The 24,793-nt window shown below is 59.7% G+C and carries 26 protein-coding genes; 15 read left to right on the top strand and 11 right to left on the bottom strand.

Features of this window, described 5'->3' with window-relative positions; genetic code table 11:
• Window positions 1-8: 8 nt before the first annotated feature.
• The 4 genes from FQ182_RS17665 (at window position 9) to FQ182_RS17650 (ending at window position 5,034) form a co-directional block, all read left to right on the top strand.
• Window positions 9-1,307 (top strand): cytochrome c, encoded by a 1,299-nt coding sequence (locus FQ182_RS17665; protein ID WP_149412779.1) that lies wholly within the window; start codon window positions 9-11, stop codon window positions 1,305-1,307.
• 80 nt (window positions 1,308-1,387) lie between these two features.
• Complete coding sequence (locus FQ182_RS17660) at window positions 1,388-2,446, top strand: PA0069 family radical SAM protein (RefSeq protein WP_149412778.1); 1,059 nt, start codon at window positions 1,388-1,390, stop codon at window positions 2,444-2,446.
• Window positions 2,447-2,674: 228 nt separating this feature from the next.
• Entirely contained in the window at window positions 2,675-3,406 is a 732-nt protein-coding gene (locus FQ182_RS17655; RefSeq protein ID WP_149412777.1) for a carbonic anhydrase, read from the top strand.
• Between the two features lie 86 nt (window positions 3,407-3,492).
• The gene (locus FQ182_RS17650; protein WP_149412776.1) at window positions 3,493-5,034 is read left to right on the top strand and encodes a SulP family inorganic anion transporter; all 1,542 of its coding nucleotides are present in this window, start codon (window positions 3,493-3,495) and stop codon (window positions 5,032-5,034) included.
• Window positions 5,035-5,088: 54 nt separating this feature from the next.
• Here the strand turns inward: FQ182_RS17650 and FQ182_RS17645 are convergent, their stop codons facing one another.
• Window positions 5,089-5,736 carry a hypothetical protein gene (locus FQ182_RS17645; protein ID WP_149412775.1) on the bottom strand — a complete coding sequence of 216 codons (648 nt, stop codon included), beginning with the start codon at window positions 5,734-5,736 and terminating at the stop codon, window positions 5,089-5,091.
• A gap of 367 nt (window positions 5,737-6,103) precedes the next feature.
• Here FQ182_RS17645 and coxB point away from each other — a divergent pair, with 367 nt between their 5' ends.
• From coxB to FQ182_RS17625, 4 genes are all read left to right on the top strand, one after another.
• Complete coding sequence (gene coxB, locus FQ182_RS17640; RefSeq protein ID WP_149412774.1) at window positions 6,104-7,231, top strand: cytochrome c oxidase subunit II; 1,128 nt, start codon at window positions 6,104-6,106, stop codon at window positions 7,229-7,231.
• 70 nt (window positions 7,232-7,301) lie between these two features.
• Window positions 7,302-8,891 carry a cytochrome c oxidase subunit I gene (gene ctaD / locus FQ182_RS17635; protein ID WP_149412773.1) on the top strand — a complete coding sequence of 530 codons (1,590 nt, stop codon included), beginning with the start codon at window positions 7,302-7,304 and terminating at the stop codon, window positions 8,889-8,891.
• Between the two features lie 27 nt (window positions 8,892-8,918).
• Window positions 8,919-9,470 carry a cytochrome c oxidase assembly protein gene (locus tag FQ182_RS17630; RefSeq protein WP_133100579.1) on the top strand — a complete coding sequence of 184 codons (552 nt, stop codon included), beginning with the start codon at window positions 8,919-8,921 and terminating at the stop codon, window positions 9,468-9,470.
• 34 nt (window positions 9,471-9,504) lie between these two features.
• Window positions 9,505-10,392 carry a cytochrome c oxidase subunit 3 gene (locus tag FQ182_RS17625; RefSeq protein ID WP_149412772.1) on the top strand — a complete coding sequence of 296 codons (888 nt, stop codon included), beginning with the start codon at window positions 9,505-9,507 and terminating at the stop codon, window positions 10,390-10,392.
• A 6-nt stretch (window positions 10,393-10,398) separates the two neighbouring features.
• Here the strand turns inward: FQ182_RS17625 and FQ182_RS17620 are convergent, their stop codons facing one another.
• Window positions 10,399-10,602: a twin transmembrane helix small protein gene (locus tag FQ182_RS17620; RefSeq protein WP_149412771.1), complete on the bottom strand. Its 204-nt coding sequence runs from the start codon at window positions 10,600-10,602 to the stop codon at window positions 10,399-10,401.
• Between the two features lie 85 nt (window positions 10,603-10,687).
• Between FQ182_RS17620 and FQ182_RS17615 the strand changes: the two genes are divergently transcribed.
• From FQ182_RS17615 to FQ182_RS17595, 5 genes are read left to right on the top strand one after another with little or no spacing between them, the layout of a single operon-like run.
• Window positions 10,688-11,428, top strand: a complete 741-nt coding sequence (locus FQ182_RS17615; RefSeq protein WP_149412770.1) for an SURF1 family protein — start codon at window positions 10,688-10,690, stop codon at window positions 11,426-11,428.
• Window positions 11,394-11,993, top strand: a complete 600-nt coding sequence (locus FQ182_RS17610; RefSeq protein ID WP_149412769.1) for a hypothetical protein — start codon at window positions 11,394-11,396, stop codon at window positions 11,991-11,993. The genes FQ182_RS17615 and FQ182_RS17610 overlap by 35 nt, the downstream gene beginning before the upstream one ends.
• A gap of 10 nt (window positions 11,994-12,003) precedes the next feature.
• Window positions 12,004-13,083 (top strand): heme A synthase, encoded by a 1,080-nt coding sequence (locus tag FQ182_RS17605; protein WP_149412768.1) that lies wholly within the window; start codon window positions 12,004-12,006, stop codon window positions 13,081-13,083.
• Window positions 13,071-13,970 (top strand): heme o synthase, encoded by a 900-nt coding sequence (gene cyoE / locus FQ182_RS17600; RefSeq protein ID WP_133100573.1) that lies wholly within the window; start codon window positions 13,071-13,073, stop codon window positions 13,968-13,970. The genes FQ182_RS17605 and cyoE overlap by 13 nt, the downstream gene beginning before the upstream one ends.
• The gene (locus tag FQ182_RS17595; protein ID WP_149412767.1) at window positions 13,967-14,602 is read left to right on the top strand and encodes an SCO family protein; all 636 of its coding nucleotides are present in this window, start codon (window positions 13,967-13,969) and stop codon (window positions 14,600-14,602) included. Before cyoE ends, FQ182_RS17595 begins: the two co-directional genes overlap by 4 nt.
• Before the next feature lie 54 nt (window positions 14,603-14,656).
• On the opposite strand, the gene FQ182_RS17590 is transcribed toward FQ182_RS17595, so the two are convergent.
• From FQ182_RS17590 to FQ182_RS17580, 3 genes are read right to left on the bottom strand one after another with little or no spacing between them, the layout of a single operon-like run.
• A complete protein-coding gene (locus FQ182_RS17590; RefSeq protein WP_149412766.1) occupies window positions 14,657-15,430 on the bottom strand; it encodes a MetQ/NlpA family ABC transporter substrate-binding protein in 774 nt (257 codons plus the stop codon).
• 51 nt (window positions 15,431-15,481) lie between these two features.
• Window positions 15,482-16,156 carry a methionine ABC transporter permease gene (locus FQ182_RS17585; RefSeq protein ID WP_149412765.1) on the bottom strand — a complete coding sequence of 225 codons (675 nt, stop codon included), beginning with the start codon at window positions 16,154-16,156 and terminating at the stop codon, window positions 15,482-15,484.
• On the bottom strand, window positions 16,156-17,163 hold the full coding sequence (locus FQ182_RS17580) for a methionine ABC transporter ATP-binding protein (protein ID WP_149412764.1): 1,008 nt from the start codon (window positions 17,161-17,163) through the stop codon (window positions 16,156-16,158). Before FQ182_RS17580 ends, FQ182_RS17585 begins: the two co-directional genes overlap by 1 nt.
• Before the next feature lie 268 nt (window positions 17,164-17,431).
• Here FQ182_RS17580 and katE point away from each other — a divergent pair, with 268 nt between their 5' ends.
• Window positions 17,432-19,573, top strand: a complete 2,142-nt coding sequence (gene katE, locus FQ182_RS17575) for a catalase HPII (protein ID WP_149412763.1) — start codon at window positions 17,432-17,434, stop codon at window positions 19,571-19,573.
• A gap of 52 nt (window positions 19,574-19,625) precedes the next feature.
• Here the strand turns inward: katE and FQ182_RS17570 are convergent, their stop codons facing one another.
• Genes FQ182_RS17570 through zur form a run of 4 tightly spaced genes read right to left on the bottom strand, consistent with a single transcriptional unit; the run spans window position 19,626 to window position 22,431 of the window.
• Window positions 19,626-20,345, bottom strand: coding sequence for a PA5502 family lipoprotein (locus FQ182_RS17570; protein ID WP_149412762.1), 720 nt, complete (start codon window positions 20,343-20,345; stop codon window positions 19,626-19,628).
• 37 nt (window positions 20,346-20,382) lie between these two features.
• Window positions 20,383-21,171 carry a zinc ABC transporter permease subunit ZnuB gene (gene znuB, locus FQ182_RS17565; RefSeq protein ID WP_149412761.1) on the bottom strand — a complete coding sequence of 263 codons (789 nt, stop codon included), beginning with the start codon at window positions 21,169-21,171 and terminating at the stop codon, window positions 20,383-20,385.
• The gene (gene znuC, locus FQ182_RS17560) at window positions 21,164-21,949 is read right to left on the bottom strand and encodes a zinc ABC transporter ATP-binding protein ZnuC (RefSeq protein WP_149412760.1); all 786 of its coding nucleotides are present in this window, start codon (window positions 21,947-21,949) and stop codon (window positions 21,164-21,166) included. Before znuC ends, znuB begins: the two co-directional genes overlap by 8 nt.
• Window positions 21,949-22,431 (bottom strand): zinc uptake transcriptional repressor Zur, encoded by a 483-nt coding sequence (gene zur / locus FQ182_RS17555; RefSeq protein ID WP_149412759.1) that lies wholly within the window; start codon window positions 22,429-22,431, stop codon window positions 21,949-21,951. The genes znuC and zur overlap by 1 nt, the downstream gene beginning before the upstream one ends.
• Window positions 22,432-22,489: 58 nt before the next feature.
• Between zur and FQ182_RS17550 the strand changes: the two genes are divergently transcribed.
• Window positions 22,490-23,419 carry a zinc ABC transporter substrate-binding protein gene (locus tag FQ182_RS17550; protein ID WP_149412758.1) on the top strand — a complete coding sequence of 310 codons (930 nt, stop codon included), beginning with the start codon at window positions 22,490-22,492 and terminating at the stop codon, window positions 23,417-23,419.
• Between the two features lie 31 nt (window positions 23,420-23,450).
• Here the strand turns inward: FQ182_RS17550 and FQ182_RS17545 are convergent, their stop codons facing one another.
• Together FQ182_RS17545 and FQ182_RS17540 are read right to left on the bottom strand one after the other, a co-directional pair.
• On the bottom strand, window positions 23,451-24,401 hold the full coding sequence (locus FQ182_RS17545) for a homoserine kinase (RefSeq protein WP_149412757.1): 951 nt from the start codon (window positions 24,399-24,401) through the stop codon (window positions 23,451-23,453).
• 56 nt (window positions 24,402-24,457) lie between these two features.
• Complete coding sequence (locus FQ182_RS17540) at window positions 24,458-24,748, bottom strand: DUF2782 domain-containing protein (protein WP_149412756.1); 291 nt, start codon at window positions 24,746-24,748, stop codon at window positions 24,458-24,460.
• Window positions 24,749-24,793 lie beyond the last annotated feature (45 nt).

Here is a 24,793-nt window from a genome sequence, read left to right as displayed (position 1 = left end):
CGATGACCATGAAAGCATTCGTTATCGCCTCCCTGGCCTTGTTCAGCAGTTGCTCGGTAAGCGCCGCCCAGGATGATTTGATCAAACAGGGCGAATACCTGGCCCGCGCCGGTGACTGCGTGGCCTGCCATACCGCCCAGGGTGGAAAACCCTTCGCCGGTGGCCTGCCGATGGAAACCCCCATTGGCATCATCTATTCCACCAACATCACCCCGGACAAGGCTGGCCTGGGCGACTACAGCTTTGAAGACTTCGACAAGGCCGTGCGCCATGGCATCGCCAAAAGCGGTAGTACTCTTTACCCGGCGATGCCTTACCCATCTTATTCACGGGTCAGCGAAACCGACATGCAGGCGTTGTATGCCTACTTCATGACGGGTGTTGAACCGGTCGCCCAAGTGAACAAGGACAGCGACATTCCTTGGCCGCTCAGCATGCGTTGGCCGCTGGCAGCCTGGCGCTGGATGTTTGCGCCCGATGCTTCGGATTACCAGGCGCAGGCCGGGGCAGATCCAGTGATCAGCCGAGGCGCCTATCTGGTGGAAGGCCTCGGCCATTGCGGCGCGTGCCATACGCCACGCGCCCTGACCATGCAGGAAAAAGCCCTGAGTGCTTCTGAAGGGGCTGAGTTTTTGTCCGGCAGTGCACCGCTGGAAGGCTGGATTGCCAAGAGCCTGCGGGGCGATCACAAGGACGGTCTGGGCAGTTGGAGCGAGGATCAACTGGTGCAGTTTCTCAAGACCGGTCGCAGTGACCGCAGTGCAGTATTTGGCGGCATGAGCGATGTTGTCGTCCATAGCATGCAATACATGTCAGAAGACGACCTGACCGCGATCGCCCGTTACCTCAAGAGCCTGCCGGCTGTTGATCCAAAAGATCAACCTCATCAGTACGACAAACAGGTCGCCGAGGCTTTGTTGAAAGGTGACGACAGCCAGCGCGGAGCGTCGGTCTACATCGACAACTGCGCGGCGTGCCACCGTACCGACGGTCATGGCTATACGCGGGTATTCCCGGCGCTGGCGGGCAACCCGGTCGTGCAGACGGCGGATGCCACCTCGTTGATCAACATCGTATTGAATGGCGGCACCTTGCCGGCCACTCATGCGGCGCCGTCGACCTTCACCATGCCGGCTTTTGCCTGGCGCTTGTCGGATGAGGAAGTGGCGGATGTGGTTAGTTTCATTCGCGGTAGCTGGGGGAATAAAGGTGCACCGGTGAAGGCCGGCGAAGTGGCGGACCTGCGCAAGAGCGACATGCAGAGCACCTCGGGTGACGACCTTGGCCAGGTGACGCAAAAACACTGATTGGGGCTTGCCGCTCAACGGCACTGGTCAGATACCTTGCGCCTCTGTACTGTATAAAAAAACAGTATATAGGCGCTTTCATGTTCACTCCTCTGCCGCCACGCGGGCGGGGCACCGCCACCAACCTGCACAATCGTTTCGCGCCCACCGTCAGCGTGGCCGAGGATGACGGCTGGTACCAGGAAGTGCCACCGACCCAAGGCACCGAAGTCCGTATCGAGATGGCGAAAACCATCATCACCCGTAACAACTCCCCGGACTTGCCGTTCGACCGCTCCATCAACCCCTACCGAGGCTGCGAGCATGGTTGTATCTACTGCTATGCGCGGCCCAGCCACGCCTATTGGGACATGTCCCCTGGGCTGGACTTTGAAACCAAATTGATTGCCAAGACCAACGCCGCCGACGTGCTGGAGCAGCAACTGTCGAAACCGGGCTATACCTGCGCGCCGATCAACCTGGGGGCCAATACCGACCCGTACCAGCCTATCGAACGCGAGTACAAGATCACCCGGCAAACGCTGCAAGTGCTGCTGCGCTATCGTCATCCGGTGACGATCATCACCAAGGGCTCGCTGATTCTGCGGGACCTCGACCTGCTCACCGAGCTGGCGCAACAACGGTTGGTGGCAGTGATGATCAGCCTCACCAGTCTGGACGACGAACTCAAGCGCATCCTGGAGCCGCGCACGGCGGCGCCCAAGGCGCGGTTGCGGGCCATTCGGGTGATGCGTGAGGCAGGGATTCCGGTGGGGGTACTGTGTTCGCCGATGATCCCGATGATCAACGACAGCGAGCTGGAAAGCCTGCTGGCCGAAGCCCATGCGGCTGGCGCACAGAGCGCGGCCTACATGATGTTGCGCCTGCCCCTGGAGGTGGCGCCGTTGTTTGAGGAATGGCTGGCGGCCCATTATCCGCAGCGGGCAGCCCATGTGATGAGTCTGGTGCGTCAGGTACGGGGTGGTGAGGTCTACGACAGTCGCTTCGGTGTGCGCATGCGCGGTGAAGGGCCGTTTGCGGATCTGTTGGCGCAGCGGTTTGCCAAGGCGATCAAACGACTTGGACTCAATCGTCGGGAAGGGTTTAATCTGGACTGCACAGCGTTTTGTCCGCCCGGCAGGCAAATGACATTGTTGTAGACTCATGCAGGTACGCGGACTATTTACGGTTGAGTAGTCGCGCTTTGACATCACGGAGAACCGCGAGATAGAGCGGTTGATTCAGTTTGAGTTAAGTTTCGGTAGTTAACGTGTTCATCGAGTGACTAACGAGTCGGCGCCTCTGGTTTTGCAGTTTTCCAACTATTGCACTGGTTGCGCGCCGAACAGAACTGGAAAGCTCCCCTGCTCCAACCAAGAGGATGAATCATGAGTGACAAGGATAAACAGCCGTTGGCTGCGTCGGCTTCAGCCCCTCACGAGGCGGAATCCGCCGATGCAGCGCTGCAACATATTGTTGAAGGTTTTTTGCATTTTCATCACGAGATCTTTCCGCAGCAGGAAGAACTCTTCAAGAAGCTCGCCACGGCCCAGAGCCCTAGGGCGATGTTTATTGCCTGCGCCGATTCGCGCATCGTTCCGGAACTGATCACCCAAAGCGCCCCTGGCGATTTGTTTGTGACCCGTAACGTCGGCAACGTCGTGCCGCCTTATGGGCAGATGAACGGCGGTGTTTCCACCGCCATCGAATACGCGGTACTGGCTTTGGGCGTGCAGCACATTATCATTTGTGGCCATTCCGATTGCGGCGCCATGCGTGCGGTGCTCAACCCGCTGAGCCTGGAAAAGATGCCCACGGTCGCAGCCTGGCTGCGTCATGCCGAGGTTGCCAAGACCATGGTCCAGGACAACTGTCATTGCACCAGCGAAGTCGAAAGCATGCATGTGCTGACTGAAGAAAACGTGATTGCCCAGTTGCAGCATTTGCGCACTCACCCGTCCGTGGCCTCACGCATGGCCAATGGTCAGTTGTTTATCCATGGCTGGGTCTACAACATCGAAACCAGCGAAATCAAAGCCTACGATGCGGAAAAAGGGGCGTTCCTGCCGTTGAACGGTACCCAACCGATCCCTTCGGCGACGCCTAAAGCGCGCTTCTAAAACATTCCCAATGTCGGGTAACGCGATGGCTGCCGTTGAAGCAGCCAGGCCTTTCCATGCCCGGCGAATGCCTCGGGAGAGTCATCATGCGTGCTGCTCAATTAAAAGCTGTACTGCCACGGGAGCTGTTGGCCTCCGTGGTTGTGTTTCTGGTCGCCCTGCCCTTGTGCATGGGGATTGCTATTGCGTCGGGGATGCCACCGGCCAAAGGTCTGATCACCGGTATTATCGGTGGTCTGGTGGTAGGTTGGATGGCTGGCTCGCCACTGCAAGTCAGCGGCCCGGCGGCGGGCCTGGCGGTGCTGGTATTCGAAGTAGTGCGCCAGCATGGCATGGTCATGCTCGGGCCGATCCTGCTGTTGGCGGGCTTTCTGCAACTGGTGGCCGGGCGTTTGCGCCTGGGTTGCTGGTTCCGTGTTACCGCGCCAGCGGTGGTGTACGGGATGCTGGCGGGGATCGGGGTGTTGATTGTGCTGTCGCAGGTCCATGTGATGCTCGACGGCGTACCGAAACCCTCTGGGCTGGATAATCTCGCCGGCTTCCCGGCAGCGTTGATCCAGGCTATCCCGACGCTGGGCGGCGGGTTGGGCTGGCAGGCCGGTCTGCTCGGATTATCGACGATCCTGGTGATGTGGCTATGGGACAAGTTTCGTCCGCAAAAGCTGCGCTTCGTGCCAGGCGCCTTGCTCGGTGTGGGATTGGCGACGGTGACCAGCCTGGTGCTGGCATTACAGGTAAAGCGGGTGGAAGTGCCGGAAAACTTGGCGGACGCCATTGACTGGCTGCGCCCCAGCGACCTGCTGAACCTGGCCGATCCCAATCTGTTGATCGCAGCCTTCGCGGTGGCCTTTATCGCCAGTGCCGAAACCCTTCTGTCGGCTGCCGCTGTCGACCGTATGCACAATGGCCAGCGTTCCGACTTCGACAAGGAACTGTCGGCCCAAGGTGTGGGCAACATGCTCTGTGGCTTGGTCGGTGCGTTGCCGATGACCGGCGTGATTGTGCGCAGCTCGGCCAACGTCCAGGCCGGTGCCACTACGCGCTTGTCGGCGATGTTCCATGGCCTGTGGCTGCTGGCGTTCGTCTTGCTGCTGTCCAGTGTGCTGCAAAGCATTCCGGTGGCGAGCCTGGCGGGTGTGTTGGTGTACACCGGTATCAAGTTGGTGGACATCAAGGCTTTCCGTGGCCTGGCCCGTTACGGTCGGATGCCGATGTTCACTTATGCGGCCACTGCGCTGGTGATCGTTTTCACCGACTTGTTGACCGGCGTACTGGTGGGCTTCGGGCTGACCCTGGCCAAACTGGCGTGGAAGGCTTCACGGCTGAAAATCAGCCTGATCGATCTGCCCAAGGACGGCGAAATGGAGTTGCGACTGACCGGTGCGGCAACCTTTCTCAAGGTGCCAGCGTTGACCCGTGTGTTGTCGACGGTGCCGGCGGGAACCACCGTGCATGTACCGCTCAATAACTTGAGTTACGTGGACCACTCCTGCCTTGAGTTGCTGGAAGAATGGGGGCGGGCCAATGCGGCCAAGGGTTCGACGCTGGTGATCGAGGCGCGAGGGTTGAAGCGGCGGCTGGAAGGCCGGGTGCGGACGACTACCGGAATCGGTTCTGCCGCAGTCTAAAAGTGGCGAGGGGGACAAGCCCCCTCGCCACAGACGCTGGCGTTATCCAGGGATTCAGGCCGGCTGATCCAGATCTAACCCAACACCCAACTGCCGCGACAGGCACGGCCAGCGCTTCCAGGCTGCCTCAGTGTCCGGGCTCTTGAGCTTGTCGCGGTAGGCTTCGACAGACTCCAGGGCAAAGCTCTCTTCATTGAGCATCTCATCCACCGCGTGGTGCACTGCCTCGTCCAGTTGATTGGCGAAGGTCTCACCGATCAATTGATGAGCAATCACATTGGCCACCGTGGTATCCAACGGAATCAACGGCTGGCCGAAATGCTTGATGTACAGGTCATTGACCTCTTCCACCAGGCGATGGGCCAGGTAGGCCTCGTCCAGCAAACTATCCAGGCCTTCATGGCCGGCCAGGATCGCTGGCGGCTGGAGAAAGAAATGTTCGGCGATTTTCAGCACCGGTTTGATCTGGCTTTCGATACCGGCTTCACGGGCCACATCGTTGGCGGCATCCAGCAAATCCGGTACCTGATCGATGTAGGCGGCAACAAAGCGGGTCATCACGCCCTTGGCGTCGACGTCAGGCAGAGAAATCGCCGGGTGCAGGTGCGGTAACTGAACTTCCAATTGACGGGTCAACTGGCCAGTGCTGGATTCATGTTGATGGGCACGGGAAATCTGCTCGCGCAATGCGGCGGTGTTCATGAAAGCTCCAGGACAATAGGCGTAGGAAAAGGGAAAACACAAGGTAGCTCGTTTATACGAGCCCCTCAGACGCATTTGTCATAATTATTTCATGGTTATGCGCCGGCGTTATATCGAATTGCCATCGTTCGTCGGATAACCCACACCGTCAGCTATTTTGCCGGCCCCGTTCGTCCATTTCCGTTCATTTGCCCGATCGCATTGCGAGGTGGCGGTCGCTGTCTATACTCGATTTTGTACGCAATTAGCTGATGACGCCCGACTGCATGAGCAGGCAAGGCTTGGCGGTGTGTTTGCAATATGGAAGCCGCTCCCTTGGCCGCAGGTGCAAACCGGCGGGATAACAAGAACGATAAGGGGAACCCGCATGACGCGACATCCACACGTTTGGATGGGCCTACTCTTGTGGTCAGTATTCAGCCAGGCTCAAGCCGCCTGGACAGTGAATATGACACCAGGGGCCACAGAGGTAAGTAACGCGGTGTTCGATCTGCACATGACCATTTTCTGGATATGTGTGGTGATCGGCATTGTGGTGTTTGGCGCGATGTTCTGGTCGATGATCGTCCATCGTCGCTCAACCGGGCAGGTGGCGGCCAAGTTCCACGAGAGTACGACGGTGGAGATTCTCTGGACCGTGGTGCCCTTGCTGATTCTCGTGGCCATGGCCATTCCGGCGACCAAGACCCTGATCAACATCTACGACAGCAGTGAATCGGATATCGATATCCAGGTCACCGGCTACCAGTGGAAGTGGCATTACAAATACCTGGGTCAGGACGTCGAATTTTTCAGCAACCTGGCCACTCCCGCCGAGCAAATCCATAACCAGGCAGTCAAGGGCGAGCATTACCTGCTGGAAGTTGACCAGCCGCTGGTGATTCCCGTGGGCGCCAAAGTGCGCTTTCTGGTGACTGCCGCCGATGTAATCCATTCCTGGTGGGTGCCTGCCTTCGCGGTCAAGCGCGACGCCATCCCTGGTTTCGTCAACGAGACCTGGACCCGGGTCGAGAAGCCCGGCATTTATCGTGGCCAGTGCGCCGAGTTGTGTGGCAAGGACCATGGTTTCATGCCGATCGTGGTCGAGGTCAAGTCCAAGGCCGACTACGACACCTGGCTCGGCGAGCGCAAGGAAGAGGCTGCCAAGCTCAAGGAACTGACCTCCAAGGAGTGGACCCTCGAAGAGCTCGTGGCCCGTGGCGACAAGGTCTACCACACCACCTGCGTGGCGTGTCACCAGGCCGAAGGCCAGGGCTTGCCACCAATGTTCCCGGCCCTCAAGGGCTCGAAAATCGCCACAGGACCGAAGGAAGGTCACCTGAGCATCGTCTATCACGGCAAGCCAGGTACTGCGATGGCAGCCTTCGGCAAGCAGCTTTCGGAAGTCGATATCGCCGCCGTCGTGACCTACGAACGCAACGCCTGGGGCAACAACAAAGGCGACATGGTTACCCCCAAAGACGTGCTGGCCATCAAACAGGCGGAAAGCAAATGACTTCCTTCATTGCATCTTTCCTGAACCGGTCTGCTGACCGTCCCGCCCACTCGTTTGCAGGAGAAAGGCCATGAGCACTGTGATCGATGACCACGGCCATGCCGGTGACCACGCTCATGGGCCCGCCAAAGGCTTGATGCGTTGGGTGCTAACCACCAACCATAAAGACATCGGGACCATGTACCTGTGGTTCAGCTTCGCCATGTTCCTGCTGGGCGGCTCGTTCGCCATGGTGATCCGTGCTGAGCTATTCCAGCCGGGCTTGCAGATCGTCGAGCCGGCGTTTTTCAACCAGATGACCACCATGCACGGCCTGATCATGGTCTTCGGTGCGGTGATGCCGGCGTTCGTGGGCTTGGCCAACTGGATGATCCCGCTGATGATCGGCGCGCCAGACATGGCCCTGCCGCGTATGAATAACTTCAGTTTCTGGCTGTTACCTGCGGCGTTCCTGCTGCTGGTGTCCACGCTGTTCTCTCCGGGCGGTGGGCCGAACTTCGGCTGGACCTTCTACGCCCCACTCTCTACCACCTACGCGCCCGAAAGCGTGACCTTCTTCATCTTTGCCATCCACCTGATGGGCATCAGTTCGATCATGGGCGCGATCAACGTGGTCGCCACTATCCTCAACCTGCGCGCCCCCGGCATGACCCTGATGAAAATGCCGCTGTTCGTCTGGACCTGGCTGATCACAGCCTTCCTGCTGATCGCGGTGATGCCGGTATTGGCGGGTTGCGTGACCATGATGCTGATGGACATCCACTTCGGCACCAGCTTCTTCAGCGCTGCTGGTGGCGGTGACCCGGTTTTGTTCCAGCATGTGTTCTGGTTCTTCGGCCATCCCGAGGTGTACATCATGATTCTGCCGGCCTTCGGCGCCGTCAGCTCGATCATCCCAACCTTTTCGCGCAAGCCGCTGTTCGGCTACACCTCGATGGTCTACGCCACGGCCAGTATCGCCTTCCTGTCGTTTATCGTTTGGGCGCACCACATGTTCGTGGTGGGCATTCCGCTGGTGGGCGAGTTGTTCTTCATGTACGCGACACTGCTGATTGCGGTGCCCACAGGGGTCAAGGTGTTCAACTGGGTCAGCACCATGTGGCAAGGCTCGCTGACTTTCGAGACGCCGATGTTGTTTGCCGTAGCTTTCGTGATTCTGTTCACCATCGGCGGCTTCTCCGGGCTGATGCTGGCCATTGCCCCGGCGGACTTCCAGTACCACGACACTTACTTCGTGGTGGCGCACTTCCATTACGTATTGGTGCCAGGGGCTATCTTCGGGATCTTCGCCTCGGCCTACTACTGGCTGCCGAAATGGACCGGCCACATGTACGACGAAACCCTGGGCAAGCTGCACTTCTGGCTGTCGTTTGTGGGGATGAACATGGCGTTCTTTCCGATGCACTTCGTGGGGCTGGCTGGCATGCCGCGCCGGGTGCCGGACTACAACCTGCAGTTCGCCGATTTCAACATGGTCTCCTCCATCGGTGCCTTCACCTTTGGCGCGACGCAGATCTTCTTCCTGTTCATCGTCATCAAGTGCATTCGTGGCGGCCCGCCTGCGCCGGCCAAGCCGTGGGACGGTGCCGAAGGCCTGGAGTGGAGCATCCCTTCACCCGCGCCGTACCACACCTTCACCACGCCGCCGGAGGTCAAGTGAACACCGTGATGGGTGCAGGAGGTGGTCATGTCTGACTCCATACCCCTCAATCGGCTGGTCACGCGTCTGCTGATCCTGGTGCTGGCGATGTTCGCTTTTGGCTTTGCCCTAGTGCCGATCTACGACGTGATGTGCAAGGCGTTCGGCATCAACGGCAAGACCGCCGGGCAGTACGAGGGCTCGCAGGTTGTCGACCCGTCGCGCCAGGTGCGGGTGCAGTTTCTCTCCACCAATGCCATCGACATGGTCTGGGAGTTTCACTCCAGGGCCGACGAAATCGTGGTCAACCCCGGTGCGGTCAACGAGATGATTTTTGTCGCCTTTAACCCCAGCGATAAGCCGATGACTGCGCAGGCGATCCCGAGCATTTCCCCGGCCGAAGCGGCGATGTACTTCCACAAGACCGAGTGTTTTTGCTTCACCCAGCAAGTGCTGCAGCCAGGCGAGCGCATCGAGATGCCGGTGCGCTTCATTGTCGATCGCGACATGCCCAAGGATGTGAAGCATTTGACCCTGGCGTACACGCTGTTCGATATCACCGCGCGCCAACCGCCCGTGGCTGTCCATACCGGCGGCTAGGCGTGCCTGCGGGCTCGATTAGGAGAACGAATACATGCCAACTCATGATACGTACTACGTACCAGCGCAAAGCAAATGGCCAATAATTGCCACGATTGGCATGCTGGTCACAGTGTACGGCCTGGGCGTGTGGTTCAACGACCTCAAGGCGGCACGTCCGGAGTCCCATGGCCCGCTGATCTTTTTCGTCGGTGGCCTGTTACTGGCCTACATGATGTTTGGCTGGTTTGGTGCGGTGATTAAGGAAAGCCGTGCCGGGTTGTACAGCGCGCAGATGGACCGTTCCTTTCGCTGGGGCATGACCTGGTTCATTTTTTCCGAGGTGATGTTCTTTATCGCCTTCTTCGGTGCGCTGTTTTACGTGCGCCACATGTCTGGACCGTGGCTGGGCGGTGAGGGCTCCAAGGGTGTGGCGCACATGCTCTGGCCGAACTTCGAGTTCGCCTGGCCGCTGCTCAATAACCCCGACCCGAAACTCTTCCCGGCACCCGAAGGCACCATCAGCCCGTGGGGCCTACCGCTGGTCAATACCATCCTGCTGGTCAGCTCCAGCGTGACCATCACCATCGCCCACCATGCCCTGCGCAAGGGTCATCGTGGCGCGTTGAAAATCTGGTTGGCGATCACCGTTCTGCTGGGGATGGCATTCCTCGGGTTTCAGGCCGAGGAATACATCCACGCCTACAAGGAGTTGGGCCTGACGTTGGGTTCCGGCGTGTACGGTGCGACCTTCTTCATGCTGACGGGTTTTCACGGCGCCCACGTGACCATCGGCACCATCATTCTGTTTGTGATGCTGATGCGCGTTCTGCGGGGGCATTTCAATGCAGAGCACCAGTTCGGCTTCGAGGCGGCCAGCTGGTATTGGCACTTTGTCGACGTGGTGTGGATCGGGTTGTTTTTCTTCGTTTATGTGCTCTGAGGCGCCTTACCACGGCGCGTGGGACACCAACTGGCCGCTGTAGAAGCCCCAGGTGATCAGTACCACGGTGATCACGGCCAGCACGATACGTACGGTCAAGGCAGTGACGAGGCGGTTGGAGTTGCCCTCGTCCTTGACCAAAAAGAATAAGCCACTGAACAGGCTCACAACGGTAGCGATCAGCATCAGGGCAATAGCTGCTTTGAGCATGGTCTGGCTCCTGGACTCTTTATTTGGAGGGGCGGGCAATGAGATTCAGTATAGCCAGCGCAGTGTCGACCTTTGCGGCAACGCCATGAAACGTTTTCGCCCCGGGATTGCGCCGACGCTGGTGGTGTTTGTGCTGCTGCCTCTGATGGTGTGGCTCGGCTTCTGGCAATTGTCCCGTGGGCAGGAAAAACAGGTGCTGCTGGAAAGCTACGCCGAGCGCCGTGCTGGCGAGCCGATGAGCAGTGATCAATTGAGCGCCAGTGCTGATCCGGCCTTTCGCCGTGTACATCTGCGCGGACAGTTCGACGCCGCCCACAGCGTGCTGCTGGATAACCGCATGCGCGACGGCAAGGTCGGCGTCGAGTTGCTGCAACCCTTTCATGACCAGGCGAGCGGTCTTTGGCTGCTGCTCAATCGCGGCTGGCTGCCTTGGCCGGATCGACGCACGCCGCCAGCCTTCACCACGCCCGAACAACCGTTGAATGTCGATGCCTGGGTCTATGTTGCTCCTGGCGCGACCTTCCAGCTGCACGCGGACCCGGCGGGTGCGCAATGGCCGCGACTGCTGACAGCGCTGCATCCCGACACGCTATGGGCGGAGTTGGGGCGTAGCGGGTTTACCTATGAATTGCGGGCTGAAGAGGGTCCTGCGACCTACGAAACCAACTGGCCTGTTGTCGCCATGGGGCCGGAAAAACACCTGGGATATGCCGTGCAGTGGTTCGCCATGGCGGTGGCGCTGTTCGGTCTTTACCTCTACCTCGGATGGCACAACGCAAGGGAGAAGCACCATGGGAGCGGCCATGAATCCACTCAACATATCTGACGCGTCGCAGTTGCCCGGTCGTAGCAAGGGGCGTTGGCAACTGATCCTGATCGTGCTGATGGTGATCGGCCCGATGGTGCTGGCCACCTTCATGTACAAACTGCAGTTCTGGGTACCGGAAAACCGCAGCTATCACGGTGAACTGATCGGCAATGGCCAGACCCGCGCCGACATCGGTGTGCAGGCAAGCGAGGAGCGCTGGCAGTTGCTGGTCACCGCGCCTGCGGCTTGCGCTAACGATTGCCAGCAACTGGTGTACCTGGCGCGCCAACTGCAAATCGGCCTGGGTCGCGATGCCTCCCGCGCCAGTCATGCCTTGGCCGTCGCGCAACCGGTGAGTACCGAGTACGAGGCAAAGCTCAAGGTTGAGTACCCACAATTGCAGCGCTACCCGCTGGACCTGCCGACCTTCAACAAGGACGCTGCGGCCCAGGGCAGCGGTGATGCCCAACTGTGGGTAGTTGATCCCCACGGCAACCTGGTGTTGCGCTATGACGCTCGGGTCAAGGGCAAGGATTTACTGAACGACCTGCGCCTGTTGTTGAAACTGTCGAATATCGGATAAGGGCATCGTCATGGCCAAACCTGGATTTCGCCTCGCGTTGTTTGCCACCTTGCTCGCACTGATTGTGGTGCTGCTGGGTGCCTATACCCGGCTGACCCATGCCGGCCTTGGTTGCCCGGATTGGCCGGGCTGCTACGGCTTTATCAGCGTGCCGAACAGCGAAGCCCAACTGGCTCATGCCGAGCTGCATTTTCCGGACGCTCCAGTGGAGGCCGACAAGGGCTGGAACGAGATGCTCCACCGCTACTTTGCCGGCACGCTGGGGTTGTTGATCGCCCTGCTGGCCGCGCGCGCCTGGACCCATCGGCGTCATCCGGGGCAGCCATTGAAGTTGCCGTTGTTTCTGCTGGCGGTGGTGATCGCCCAGGCGGCGTTTGGCATGTGGACGGTGACCCTCAAGCTTTGGCCGCAAGTGGTCACCGGGCACCTGTTGGGTGGATTTGCGACCTTAAGCCTGCTGTTTTTGCTGACCTTGCGATTGTCTGGTGTGTTGCCGGCGCTGATTGTGCCCAGGCGCCTGCAATATTGGGCCACCGCCGGGTTGGTTCTGGTGATCGGTCAGATTGCCCTGGGCGGTTGGGTCAGCTCCAACTATGCGGCGGTGGCTTGTATCGACCTGCCCACCTGTCATGGGGAGTGGTGGCCGGCCGCTGATTTCGCCAATGGCTTTCACCTGACCCAGCACATCGGCCCCAATTACCTGGGAGGGCAACTGGACAGTGATGCGCGCACCGCGATTCACCTGACTCACCGGATTGGCGCCGTGATAGTCGCGGTCGTGTTGCTGGGTCTGGCCTGGCAGCTCAGGGCGGTCGGCATGACGCGCTTGGCTGGTCTGCTGCTGGTGGCGTTGACGGCACAGATCAGCCTTGGCCTGAGCAACGTCTATTTCCACTTGCCGCTGCCGGTGGCAGTCGCTCATAACGCCGGCGGCGCAGCTTTATTGCTGACGCTGGTATTGGTCAATTATCACGCACGAACCAGTCTGGTCCGGGTCAGGCATCAACTGCCGTGGGGCTGGCGCTTCAGCCCGCGTCGACAGGTTTCGGGCCTCATAACTATTAAAGGAGAGATGCCATGGCGACCTTGATCGGCGAGCGCCACAGTCAGGCGATCTGGCGTGATTACCTGGAGCTGACCAAGCCCAAGGTGGTGGTGCTAATGCTCATCACCTCGCTGGTGGGCATGTTCCTCGCCACTCGCGCCGGCGTGCCGTGGACGGTACTGATCTTTGGCAATCTGGGGATCGCCCTGTGTGCCGGCGGTGCGGCCGCGGTCAATCATGTGGTGGACCGGCGCATTGATGCGGTGATGGCGCGTACTCACAAGCGTCCGCTGGCCGAAGGTCGGGTATCACCGGCCGCTGCCCTGACCTTCGCCATGGCACTGGCGGTGGGTGGGCTTGCGCTGCTGCTGGCATTTACCAATCCGCTGGCGGCCTGGCTGACGTTGGCCTCGCTGCTGGGTTATGCGGTGATCTACACCGGCTTTCTCAAGCGGGCGACGCCGCAGAATATCGTCATCGGCGGCCTCGCTGGCGCCGCGCCGCCGCTGTTGGGTTGGGTGGCGGTCACCGGCCACGTCAGCGCCGAACCGTTGCTGCTGGTGCTGATCATCTTCGCCTGGACTCCGCCGCACTTCTGGGCCCTGGCGATTCATCGCAAGGAGGAATACGCCAAGGCCGATATCCCGATGCTGCCGGTGACTCACGGCGAGCACTACACCAAGGTGCATATCCTGCTGTACACCTTCGCGCTGTTGGCGGTCAGCCTGATGCCCTATGTCATCCACATGAGTGGGTTGCTGTACCTGGGATGTGCACTGGTTCTGGGCGGTCGCTTTCTGCAGTGGGCCTGGGTGCTGTACCGTGGTAGTCGGCCGCACGCGGCGATCAACACCTTCAAGTACTCTATCTGGTACCTGTTTTTACTGTTTATCGCCCTGCTCGTAGACCACTACTTATTGTTGAACCTATGACTCGAACTCAAAAAACTGTCTTTATTCTGGTGGCCCTGGTGGCGTTGATCATGGGCCTGACCGTTAACAAAGTACTGTCTGGCAAGGGCCAGGGCGATCCGACGGCGTTGATCGACGCAGGGATTATCCTGTTGCCGCAAAGTCGTCAATTGCCGCCCGTGACCATGACCAACCAAGACGGCCAGCCGGTGGTGATCAACGAGTTGAAGGACAAGTGGAGCCTGCTGTTCTTCGGCTACACCTTCTGCCCGGACATCTGCCCCACCACCCTCGCCCAGTTGCGGCAGATCAAGAGTGAGCTGCCCAAGGATGTGGTGGATAAGCTGCAGATTGTCTTGGTCAGCATCGATCCCCATCGCGACACTCCGGCGCAGCTCAAGCAGTACCTGGGTTACTTCGACCCGCAGTTCCTGGGTCTGACGGGCGCCAATGTGGACGATGTGCAGAAAGTGTCCAACGCCGTGAGCATCCCGTTTATTCCTGCTGATACCAGCAAGCCCAACTACACCGTCGACCACAGTGGCAACCTGGCGCTAGTCGGCCCGGACGGTACTCAGCGTGGCTTTATCCGGGCGCCGCTGAACAACCAGAAGCTGGTGGCGCAGTTGCCAGGTTTGTTGCAGCGTAAATAAACAAAACCCCATCCGACGTAAGTAGGATGGGGTTTTTGTTGTTTCAGCTTTGGATCAGAACGCTGGCAATACTGCGCCTTTGTACTTCTCAAGAATGAACGCTTTCACTTCTGGGCTGTGCAGGGCTGCGACCAGCTTCTTCATGGCGTCCGAGTCCTTGTCGTCCGGGCGCGCTACCAGGATGTTGACGTAAGGCGAGTCGCTACCTTCGATCACCAGGGCGTCCTTGGACGGGTCCAGCTTGGCTTCCAGGGCGTAGTTGGTGTTGATCAGTGCCAGGTCGACCTGGGTCAGCACGCGCGGGATGGTGGCGGCCTCCAGTTCGCGGAATTTCAGGCCTTTCGAATTTTCGGTGATGTCCTTGATGGTCGACAGGATGTTGGTCGAGTCCTTCAATTTGATCAGGCCGGCTTTCTCCAGCAGCAACAGCGCACGGCCGCCGTTGGTGGCGTCGTTGGGGATCACCACATTGGCGCCGTCTGGCAGCTCGGCCAGGGACTTGTATTTGCTGGAGTAGACGCCCAATGGCTCCAGGTGCACACCGGCAACGCTCACCAGGTTTGTGCCCTTGGCCTTGTTGAACTCATTCAGGTACGGCTGGTGCTGAAAGAAGTTGGCGTCCAGGCGTTTTTCGGCCACTTGCACGTTCGGCTGAACGTAGTCGGTGAAGACTTTGACCTTCAGATCAACGCCTTCCTTGGCCAGTGCTGGCTTGATGAATTCGAGGATTTCGGCGTGAGGCACCGGCGTCGCGGCGACTGTCAGGGTCTCGGCGGCGTGGGCGGAAAACGCGGCAACGGCGGCAAAAGCAACCAGTAGTTTTTTCATCCAGCAAGCTCCTTATTCGGACATTGGCCAACTTTTGGCCGGGAATGGCCGTTATTTTCGAGAAAAGTGCGTCACCAGCTTGTCGCCGATGGTTTGTAGAATTTGCACCAGCACGATCAGCATCACCACGGTGACAACCATTACGTCGTCCTGAAAGCGCTGATAACCATAGCGGATTGCCAGGTCGCCCAGGCCGCCGGCACCCACCACGCCCGCCATGGCGGTATAACCCACCAACGCGATGGCTGTGACGGTGATGGCCGCGATGATGCCGGGACGCGCCTCGGGTAGCAGGGCGTTCATGATGATCTGCCGGGTAGTCGCGCCCATGGCCTGCGTCGCCTCAATGATGCCTCGATCCACTTCGCGCAGGGCGGTTTCCACCAGCCGGGCGAAGAACGTCGACGCGCCGACCACCAGCGGTGGAATCGCGCCGGCCACGCCCAGGGAGGTGCCCGTAAGGAAGACGGTGGTGGGAATCATCACAATCAACAGGATGATAAATGGCAGGGAGCGTATCGCGTTAACCACGAAGGCCAGTACCGAGTAGGTAGTTTTCTGCTCCAGCAATTGTCGTGGGCTGCACAGGAACAGCAGAATGCCCAGCGGCAGGCCTACCAGCACGGTGAAGAGCAGGGAGGTACTGAGCATGAGCATGGTGTCGCCGGTGGCGACCCAGATGTCCGTCCAGTCAACCTGGTCGAAGTAATGCAGTAAATCGTCCATTAACGCAGGATCTCCATGTGGACATCGGCCGCGGTGAAGCGGGTGAACGCTGCATCCATGTCGCCGCCGGTGATGGCCAGGGTCAGTTGCCCATAGGGAGTGTCTTTGATGTGGTCGATACGGCCGGCGAGGATGCTGTAGTCCACGCCCGTTTCGCGAGCGACAGTACCGAGCAGCGGCGCGTAGGTTGCTTCGCCCTGGAACGTCAGGCGCACGATGCGGCCAGGAACGTGGGCGAAGTCATCACGCTGCTCGCCTTCGTTGACCTGTTCGGACTCTTGCACGAAGCGTTTGGTGGTCGGGTGCTTGGGGTGCAGGAATACGTCAGCCACGGAGCCTTGCTCGACGATGACGCCGGCGTCCATCACAGCCACCTGATCGCAAACCCGACGGATCACGTCCATTTCATGGGTGATCAGCACGATGGTCAGCTTCAACTCGCGGTTGATCTCGGCCAGCAATTGCAGGACTGAGGCGGTGGTCTGCGGGTCGAGGGCGCTGGTGGCCTCATCGCACAGCAGGATTTTCGGCTTGGTGGCCAGGGCGCGGGCGATGCCGACGCGTTGCTTCTGGCCGCCGGACAACTGGGCCGGGTACTTCTTGGCGTGGTCCGACAGGCCGACACGCTCCAGCAATTGAGCAACACGCTGGTTGATCTCGCGGCGCGACAATTCGCCCGCCAGGATCAGTGGCAACGCCACGTTGTCGGCGACAGTCTTGGAGGCCAGCAGGTTGAAGTGCTGGAAGATCATCCCGACCTGCTGCCGGAAACGGCGCAAACCGTTGGCATCCAAGGCGGTGACTTCTTCGTCATCTACCTTGATCTGGCCACCACTTGGCTCTTCCAGGCGATTGATCAGGCGCAGCAGCGTGCTTTTTCCCGCGCCAGAGTGACCAATCAGGCCGAACACCTGGCCATTCTCGACCCGCAGGCTGGTGGGGTGCAGCGCGGGGATATCCTTACCGGCGACCCGGTAGGTTTTGTGGACGTTATGAAACTCGATCACGTAGCGAACCTTGTGGGGCGCATTAAAAAGGGATCAGCGGTTAGCCGGGCGCGCATTTTAGCCTGTCCGTATAGAGGCTCTTAGCATTTATTTCGCATCCGACCAGCGATTTGGCAATAACACGATCAAAGGTCATAAAAAAGGAACGGTCCAAAACAGTGTCAGTCACTACTTAAGCAACTCGAAATACCCAGGTGCCGTGCCTGGGGTTTTGCTCAAAAAGAGCCGGGGATCGCTCTGGCCTACGCAAACGAGGAGTTTTTGTCTGATGAGCACTAAAAAACCAGTGACCCCGCCCAAGAGCGAACTGGCGGGTACCGACACCCTGGACCGTGGCAACACCAATGAGAAGCTGCGCAGCCTGGAAAAATTCCGCTCCGACGCAACGGGCCAGGCGCTGCGTACCAATCAAGGTGTAAAAGTCTCCGACAACCAGAACAGCTTGAAGGTCGGCTCCCGAGGCCCTTCGCTGTTGGAAGACTTCATCATGCGTGAAAAAATCACGCACTTTGACCATGAGCGCATCCCGGAGCGCATTGTTCATGCCCGTGGCACCGGTGCTCATGGTTATTTCCAGACCTATGAAAACCATTCGGCGCTGACCAAGGCTGGTTTTCTGCGAGACCCTGGCCATAAAACCCCGGTCTTCACCCGCTTTTCCACTGTGCAGGGCCCTCGGGGCTCTGGTGATACCGTGCGTGACGTGCGCGGTTTTGCGGTGAAATTCTTTACCGAAGAAGGCAACTTCGATCTGGTGGGCAACAATATGCCGGTGTTTTTTATTCAGGACGCGATCAAGTTTCCCGACTTCGTCCATGCGGTAAAGCCTGAGCCGCATAACGAGATGCCTACCGGCGGTTCGGCCCACGATACCTTTTGGGACTTTGTTTCGCTGCAGCCGGAATCGGCCCATATGGTGATTTGGGCGATGTCTGACCGGGCGATTCCAAAAAACCTACGAAGCATGCAAGGTTTTGGCGTTCACACCTTTCGTTTGATCAACGCTGAAGGTAAGTCCAGCTTCGTCAAATTCCACTGGCGGCCGACCGTTGGCACCTGCTCGCTGGTGTGGGATGAGGCGCAAAAGCTTGCAGGTAAAGATGCCGACTACCATCGTCGCGACCTGTGGGAGTCCATCGAGGGCGGCGACTACCCGGAATGGGAGTTGGGCGTGCAGATCCTCGCCGAGGAAGACGAGCACACGTTCGACTTCGATATTCTCGACCCAACCAAGCTGATTCCTGAAGAACTGGTGCCGATCACGCCGCTGGGCAAGATGGTGCTTAACCGCAACCCGGACAATTTCTTTGCCGAAGTCGAGCAAGTGGCGTTCTGCCCTGGGCATATCGTACCGGGCATCGACTTCTCCAACGATCCGCTGCTGCAAGGCCGGCTGTTTTCCTATACCGACACGCAGATCAGCCGACTGGGCGGGCCGAACTTTCATGAGTTGCCGATCAATCGCCCGGTATCGCCGTTCCATAACGGCCAGCGCGATGCCATGCACCGCACCACCATCGACAAGGGGCGCGCCTCCTACGAGCCGAACTCGATTGATGGCGGGTGGCCGAAGGAAACCCCGCCGGCTGCGCAAGACGGCGGGTTTGAAACCTATCCAGAACGCGTCGATGCCCACAAGATCCGCGAGCGCAGTGAATCGTTCAGCGATCACTTCTCCCAGGCCCGGTTGTTTTTCCGCAGCATGAGCAAGCCCGAGCAGGAACACATCATTGCCGCCTACAGCTTTGAGTTGGGCAAAGTGGAGCGCGAGTTTATCCGTGCCCGTCAGGTCAACGAGATCCTGGCCAATATTGACCTGGAACTGGCCAAGCGTGTTGCGCAGAACCTCGGCTTGCCAGTGCCGAAAAAAGGCACGCTGCCTGAGCGCAAGACGGCTCCTGAGCGTTCGCCGGCGTTGAGCCAGGCCAACTTGCTTTCGGGTGATATCAAGACCCGCAAAGTGGCGATTCTGGCGGCCAACGGAGTTGATGGCGCAGCAATTGATGCGTTGAAGAAGGCGCTGATGGCGCAAGGTGCACACGCCAAGCTACTGGGGCCGACGTCGGCACCGGTGACCACCGCCGATGGCAAGAGCCTGCCGGTGGATGCGTCGATGGAAGGCTCGCCGTCTGTGGCGTTCGATGCCGTGTTTGTGCCGGGCGGAGCGAAGTCGGTGCAGGCGTTGAGCGGCGATGGCGTGGCTCTGCATTACCTGCTGGAGGCGTACAAGCATTTGAAGGCGATTGCGTTGGCCGGCGAGGCGAAGCAATTGTTGGATGTGTTGAAGCTGGAGGTGGATGCGGGGTTGATTGTCGGCGGGGATGCCAAGGCGTTGAAGGCGTTTTTTGCGGCGATTGCCCAACATCGGGTTTGGGATCGGGAGCCTAAGGCCAAGGCTATTCCGGCCTAAACTGCGATTAAAACTGTAGGAGCGAGCAAGCTCGCTCCTACAGTGATTGGCGTCAGTCCGGCTTGCGCGGAATCAGCACAACCTGAGCTGGGATATTTTTCAGAATTTGCCGGTGAATCTTCAGGTCATACCCCGAGTCAATCCGTTTCACCCGTTTGGTCAGCAAGGTGGCCAGCCACGGGTAATCCTCGGTGCGCGGCGCCTGGATGCTGACGTCGCACTGGTAATTCACCACATCGGTGGCAATCGCATCCAGTTGATGGCGCAATTTCTCAATGTCGGTGAGGTTCAGTGCCACGGTAGTGCTTTCAGCGGCCGGGTCGATGACCTTGGCCGGTGGCTTGGCTTCGGCAGCCTTCAGCGCGGCTTCGGCTTTATCCAGTTCCGCTTTACGGGCGTGGGCGATGGCGCTGTTGACGCCACCGGTCAGCGCCGGTGCCTTGGGCATCAACGCCCGGGCGCGGCTCAGGGCCGTGGCTGCGGCGTTGACATCACCTTTTTGCAGGACGATCTGGCTGCGCTGCAAGTAGGCTTCGGCCAATTGACGCTGATAGGGTTCCAGCGTCGGATCGTTAGGCGATTGGGCCTGCAACGCGGCAAGTTGATCTTCGGCGGTAGCCAGTTCGCTGCTGGCGAGGTTTTGTTCCAGCTGTGCGATGGCCGTAGCCCGCGCATCCGGAACCTCGGGGGCGACGGGCGGTGTGTTTTGGCAGGCGCCCAGCAGCAGGGAAAATGCGGCAAGGAGCAGATAACGGGAGGTGAACGGCTTCATTCCTGCGACTCTCTAATTGCGCAAAAAGCGAGCAAGTCTACACCCCTCGACGGGGCAGGACAAAACTCAGCAGAAACAGCGCGGCTGCCGTGACCACAATCGATGGCCCGGCCGGTGTGTCCTTGAACCAGGACAGCGCCAGACCACCACACACGGCAATCATCCCCAGCACGCTGGCGCCGGCCGCCATTTGCTCCGGAGAGCGGGCATGACGTTGGGCAGCTGCCGCGGGAATGATCAGCAGCGAGGTGATCAACAATACGCCGACAATCTTCATCGCGACAGCAATCACCACGGCGATCAGCAACATCAGGGTCATGCGTAGCGCTGCGACGGGCAGTCCTTCGACGGTGGCCAGCTCTTCATGGACAGTGATCGCCAGCAATGGGCGCCACAGGGTCACCAGCAAAATGAGCACCGCGGCGCTGCCGCCGAGGATCCAGGCCAGGTCGGTAGGGCTGATCGCCAGCAGGTCGCCGAACAGATAGGCCATCAGGTCGATCCGTACTTCATGCATGAAGCTTAGTACCACCAGCCCCAGCGCTAGGGTGCTGGGGGCGAGAATTCCCAAAAGCGTGTCGGACGCCAGTGGCTGGCGCTGTTGCAAAGTCACCAGCAGCACCGCCAGCAGCAGGCAGCCGACGGTCACGGCGATGGTGGGGCTGACGTCCAGCAAAAAGCCCATGGCCACGCCCAGCAGAGCGGCGTGGGACAAGGTATCGCCAAAATAGGCCATGCGTCGCCAGACCACAAACGAGCCCAGCGGGCCCGCCACCAGTGCCAGAGCCAAGCCTGCCAGCAGGGCGTAGAGCAGAAAATCAGCCATGCTTGCAGCTATCTCCGTGAACGTGGGTGTGGGGGGCCGGGGTTTCGTCGACCACTGCGCCATTCAGGTCATGGGCGTGATCGTGGCGATGGTGGTAGACGGCCAGGCTCTGGGCGTTTTTGCCGAACAGCTCGACAAAGGCCGGGTCGCCGCTGACTTGTTCCGGGTGGCCGGAGCAGCAAACGTGACGATTGAGGCACACCACTTGGTCAGTAGTGCTCATGACCAGATGCAAATCGTGGGAAACCATCAGCACGCCGCAGCCATGGCGGTCTCGCAGGCGGGTGATCAGGCTGTACAGCTCGGCCTGGCCGGCGACGTCGACGCCCTGCACAGGTTCATCGAGTACCAGTAACTGGGGTTCGCGCAACAGGGCGCGGGCCAGCAGCACGCGTTGCATTTCACCGCCGGAGATACTTTGCACCGGGCTGTCGATCACTTGTTCGGCGCCGACTTCCTTCAGGGCAGATTGGACACGGGCGCGGTCCACGCCAGGCACCAAACGCAGGAACCGCAATACCGATAGCGGCAAGGTCGGGTCGACATGCAGCTTTTGCGGCATATAGCCCACACGCAGCTTCGGTTTGCGCCAGACGCTGCCACGGTCGGGCTTGAGCAAGCCGAGTACGGCGCGCACCAGAGTGGTCTTGCCGGCACCGTTGGGGCCGATCAGCGTAACGATCTGGCCTGGCTCGACGCTCAAGTGGATGTTGTCCAGCACGCTTTGCCCGGCGAACGTGACCCCGACCTGCTCCAGGCGGATTAGCGCAGTGCTCATCAAGCCCCCTGACAACCCGAGCAGATGCCGACCACTTCGACGGTTTGCCCTTCGACGTTGAAGCCGACATCACTGGCGCTTTTGATGATGGCGTCGCTGATGATTTTTTGCTCAAGCTCGATGGCAGCGTGGCATTCGCGGCAGATCAGGAACTGGCCCTGGTGGGCGTGTTCCGGGTGATTGCAGCCGACAAAGGCGTTCAGTGAGGAGATGCGATGCACAAGGCCGTTCTCCAGCAGGAAATCCAGCGCCCGATAGACCGTCGGCGGTGCGGCACGGCGGCCGTCCTGTTCGCTGAGTACGCCAAGAATGTCGTAGGCACCCAGCGGCTTGTGGCTTTGCCAGACCAGTTCCAGCACCCGGCGCCGCAAGGCGGTCAGGCGCAGGCCTTGACGCGCGCACAGGGCGTCGGCCTCTGACAGCGCGCTGTGGACGCAGTGAGAGTGGTCATGGGGACGGCTGGCAAGCGGTGTTTTGGGCATGAGCGGCGACAGATATTTGTGAGAGACGTTATTATGTTACCTGTTCCTACGCCCTTGAGTGGTTATCGTGTCCCGACTTTTTCCCATTTTTGTCGTTTTCGTCACCAGTTTATTCATTACTGGCACCGCTCAGGCCGAGGTTCGGGTGCTTACCAGTATCAAACCCCTGCAACTGATTGCGGCCGCTGTGCAGGACGGCGTGGCGGTCCCAGAGGTGTTGCTGCCACCGGGAGCATCGCCTCATAACTACGCGCTGCGTCCTTCCGACGTACGGCGTGTGCAATCGGTGGATCTGATTTATTGGATCGGTCCCGACCTGGAAGTCTTTCTGCCGCGAGTCCTGAAAGGTCGCAGCTTGCCGACCGTGGCCATTCAGGACCTCCCAGGGCTTAAACTGCGCCACTTCGCCGACGATGGCCACTCCCACTCCGAAGATGGCGACGATCATGATCACGATCATCGCCCTGGCAGCCTTGATGCCCATTTGTGGCTATCACCGATCAATGCCCGGGTGATCGCAACGCGCATGGCGGCGGACCTCAGCGCTGCCAATCCGGCCAATGCCGAACGTTATCAGAGCAACCTGCAAGCCTTTGACGGCCGTCTGGATGCCTTGGATGTGCGTTTGAAGGCGCGCTTGTCTGGCGTTGCCGGCAAGCCGTACTTCGTGTTCCATGAAGCGTTCGACTACTTTGAAGATGCTTACGGCCTCAAGCACACCGGCGTGTTCAGCGTGGCCGCTGAAGTGCAGCCCGGCGCACAGCATGTCGCGGCGATGCGTACCCGCTTGCAGGAAGTTGGCAAGACGTGTGTGTTCAGCGAGCCGCCATTGCGTCCGCGCCTGGCGCAAACGTTGGTGGCCGGTTTGCCGGTGAAGCTGGCAGAGCTGGATGCATTGGGAGGGTACACGCCGGCTACCGCTCAGGGTTATGAGCAGGTGCTGGAGAAGTTGGGGAATGATCTAGCGGGGTGCCTGGAGTTGTTGTAGGAGCCAGGCAGGCCCCTGCAAAATCGGTTTGTTACAGGGCGAACGGCAGCGGTGTATTGACCTGCTGGCGTTGCGCCAAGTGCTGCTGAAGCTCTCGCGGGTCATGAATCAGCACGTCCTGGCCGGCAAACGTCTCGGCGGCGATCAGGCGTGACAGCCAGAAGCGTACGCAAGCCACTCGCAACATCGTCGGCCACAACTCGGCTTCCTTGGCGGTAAACGGTCGCAAACCTGCATAGGCTCCCAGCATCGCCCGTGCCCGTTGGCCATCAATCACACCGTCGGCATCCGAGCACCAGTCATTCAGGGCAATTGCCACGTCGTACAGCATCGGCCCCGAGCAGGCGTTGTAAAAGTCGATCAGCCCGGTCAGGTGCGTACCTTCGAACATCGCATTGTCGCGAAACAGGTCGGCGTGGATATTGGCCTGGGGCAGCGCCAGGATCTGCGCCTTGCGCTGCTGGATTTCGTCCAGTGCGTCCTGCAGCAGGCGGCGCTGTTCCTCATCGAGGTGCGAGATCAGCTGTGCACCTTCGTCGAGCATCCAGTCCAGCCCGCGATCAGTCTTGCGCTCCAGCACCTTGGCCTGGGTTGCTTGGTGCAGATGACCCAGCAGTTCACCCACTTGCGCGCAGTGCTGGGCGTTGGCGTCCTTGATGTGCTTGCCTGCCAGGCGTGGTTGCAGAAGTGCCGGTTTGCCGGCCAATTCCCGCAAGGCCACGCCGTCGGTGGTGCGCAGGGCATAAGGCACCGGAAGGCCGGCCTTGTGGAGCACGTCCAGCAGCTCGATGAAAAACGGCATTTCCTGGACGGGGCCGCGTTCAACCAGGGTCAGGACAAACTCGCCCTTTTCCAGGCTGATGAAGAAGTTGGTGTTTTCGCTACCAGCGGCAATCCCCTGGAAGTCAAGCAGGCGGCCGAGCCCGTAAGGGGCGAGAAAGGTTTCCAGCTCGGGCCGAGCCAGGGGGGTGAACACAGACATGGTTAAAACTGCCAGTACGGGCGCCACAGTGCGCAGCGCCGATTAAAGTTAAGAAATCATTTCCATTCGAAGATCTTCCATGACGGGATCAGCATATCCGGCTGGTCCGAGCGGATGAAGTTCGCATCGGTTCCGTCCGCGCGCACCAGAAAATAGGGTGGGGCACCCTTGACGGTGACCTTGATCGCATACAGGAAGCCGTTTTGGCGGTACTCCCGAATCTCCTTGTCGCCTTCGGTGCGGATGGTAACGTCCGGGTCTCCCGAGGGGGCGGTGTCGGCCGCGATGGCAGCCATCGGAGCGATTGTAATCAAGCCGGTCAACAACAGGCGATTCAGTGCGCGCATGATAACCTTGTCCCTTTGTTGTCATTGGTCTGGCTATTCTAGCGC

This window comes from Pseudomonas sp. ANT_H4, assembly GCF_008369295.1.
Lineage (GTDB): Bacteria > Pseudomonadota > Gammaproteobacteria > Pseudomonadales > Pseudomonadaceae > Aquipseudomonas.
The sequence above is the reverse complement of the archived record's forward strand: the minus strand, read 5'-3'. Positions and strand labels throughout refer to the sequence as shown.

Bases quoted from the DNA above. Each gene is read 5' to 3' on its own strand.
- FQ182_RS17630 (WP_133100579.1), top strand. From the start codon at position 8,919: ATGTCTGACTCCATACCCCTCAATCGGCTGGTCACGCGTCTGCTGATC.
- ctaD (WP_149412773.1), top strand. From the start codon at position 7,302: ATGAGCACTGTGATCGATGACCACGGCCATGCCGGTGACCACGCTCAT.
- znuB (WP_149412761.1), bottom strand. From the start codon at position 21,171: ATGGCTGATTTTCTGCTCTACGCCCTGCTGGCAGGCTTGGCTCTGGCA.
- FQ182_RS17625 (WP_149412772.1), top strand. From the start codon at position 9,505: ATGCCAACTCATGATACGTACTACGTACCAGCGCAAAGCAAATGGCCA.
- cyoE (WP_133100573.1), top strand. From the start codon at position 13,071: ATGGCGACCTTGATCGGCGAGCGCCACAGTCAGGCGATCTGGCGTGAT.
- FQ182_RS17655 (WP_149412777.1), top strand. From the start codon at position 2,675: ATGAGTGACAAGGATAAACAGCCGTTGGCTGCGTCGGCTTCAGCCCCT.
- FQ182_RS17545 (WP_149412757.1), bottom strand. From the start codon at position 24,401: ATGTCTGTGTTCACCCCCCTGGCTCGGCCCGAGCTGGAAACCTTTCTC.
- FQ182_RS17570 (WP_149412762.1), bottom strand. From the start codon at position 20,345: ATGAAGCCGTTCACCTCCCGTTATCTGCTCCTTGCCGCATTTTCCCTG.
- FQ182_RS17540 (WP_149412756.1), bottom strand. From the start codon at position 24,748: ATGCGCGCACTGAATCGCCTGTTGTTGACCGGCTTGATTACAATCGCT.
- katE (WP_149412763.1), top strand. From the start codon at position 17,432: ATGAGCACTAAAAAACCAGTGACCCCGCCCAAGAGCGAACTGGCGGGT.
- FQ182_RS17605 (WP_149412768.1), top strand. From the start codon at position 12,004: ATGGCCAAACCTGGATTTCGCCTCGCGTTGTTTGCCACCTTGCTCGCA.
- coxB (WP_149412774.1), top strand. From the start codon at position 6,104: ATGACGCGACATCCACACGTTTGGATGGGCCTACTCTTGTGGTCAGTA.
- FQ182_RS17620 (WP_149412771.1), bottom strand. From the start codon at position 10,602: ATGCTCAAAGCAGCTATTGCCCTGATGCTGATCGCTACCGTTGTGAGC.
- znuC (WP_149412760.1), bottom strand. From the start codon at position 21,949: ATGAGCACTGCGCTAATCCGCCTGGAGCAGGTCGGGGTCACGTTCGCC.
- zur (WP_149412759.1), bottom strand. From the start codon at position 22,431: ATGCCCAAAACACCGCTTGCCAGCCGTCCCCATGACCACTCTCACTGC.
- FQ182_RS17585 (WP_149412765.1), bottom strand. From the start codon at position 16,156: ATGGACGATTTACTGCATTACTTCGACCAGGTTGACTGGACGGACATC.
- FQ182_RS17595 (WP_149412767.1), top strand. From the start codon at position 13,967: ATGACTCGAACTCAAAAAACTGTCTTTATTCTGGTGGCCCTGGTGGCG.
- FQ182_RS17665 (WP_149412779.1), top strand. From the start codon at position 9: ATGAAAGCATTCGTTATCGCCTCCCTGGCCTTGTTCAGCAGTTGCTCG.
- FQ182_RS17650 (WP_149412776.1), top strand. From the start codon at position 3,493: ATGCGTGCTGCTCAATTAAAAGCTGTACTGCCACGGGAGCTGTTGGCC.
- FQ182_RS17615 (WP_149412770.1), top strand. From the start codon at position 10,688: ATGAAACGTTTTCGCCCCGGGATTGCGCCGACGCTGGTGGTGTTTGTG.
- FQ182_RS17645 (WP_149412775.1), bottom strand. From the start codon at position 5,736: ATGAACACCGCCGCATTGCGCGAGCAGATTTCCCGTGCCCATCAACAT.
- FQ182_RS17660 (WP_149412778.1), top strand. From the start codon at position 1,388: ATGTTCACTCCTCTGCCGCCACGCGGGCGGGGCACCGCCACCAACCTG.
- FQ182_RS17590 (WP_149412766.1), bottom strand. From the start codon at position 15,430: ATGAAAAAACTACTGGTTGCTTTTGCCGCCGTTGCCGCGTTTTCCGCC.
- FQ182_RS17610 (WP_149412769.1), top strand. From the start codon at position 11,394: ATGGGAGCGGCCATGAATCCACTCAACATATCTGACGCGTCGCAGTTG.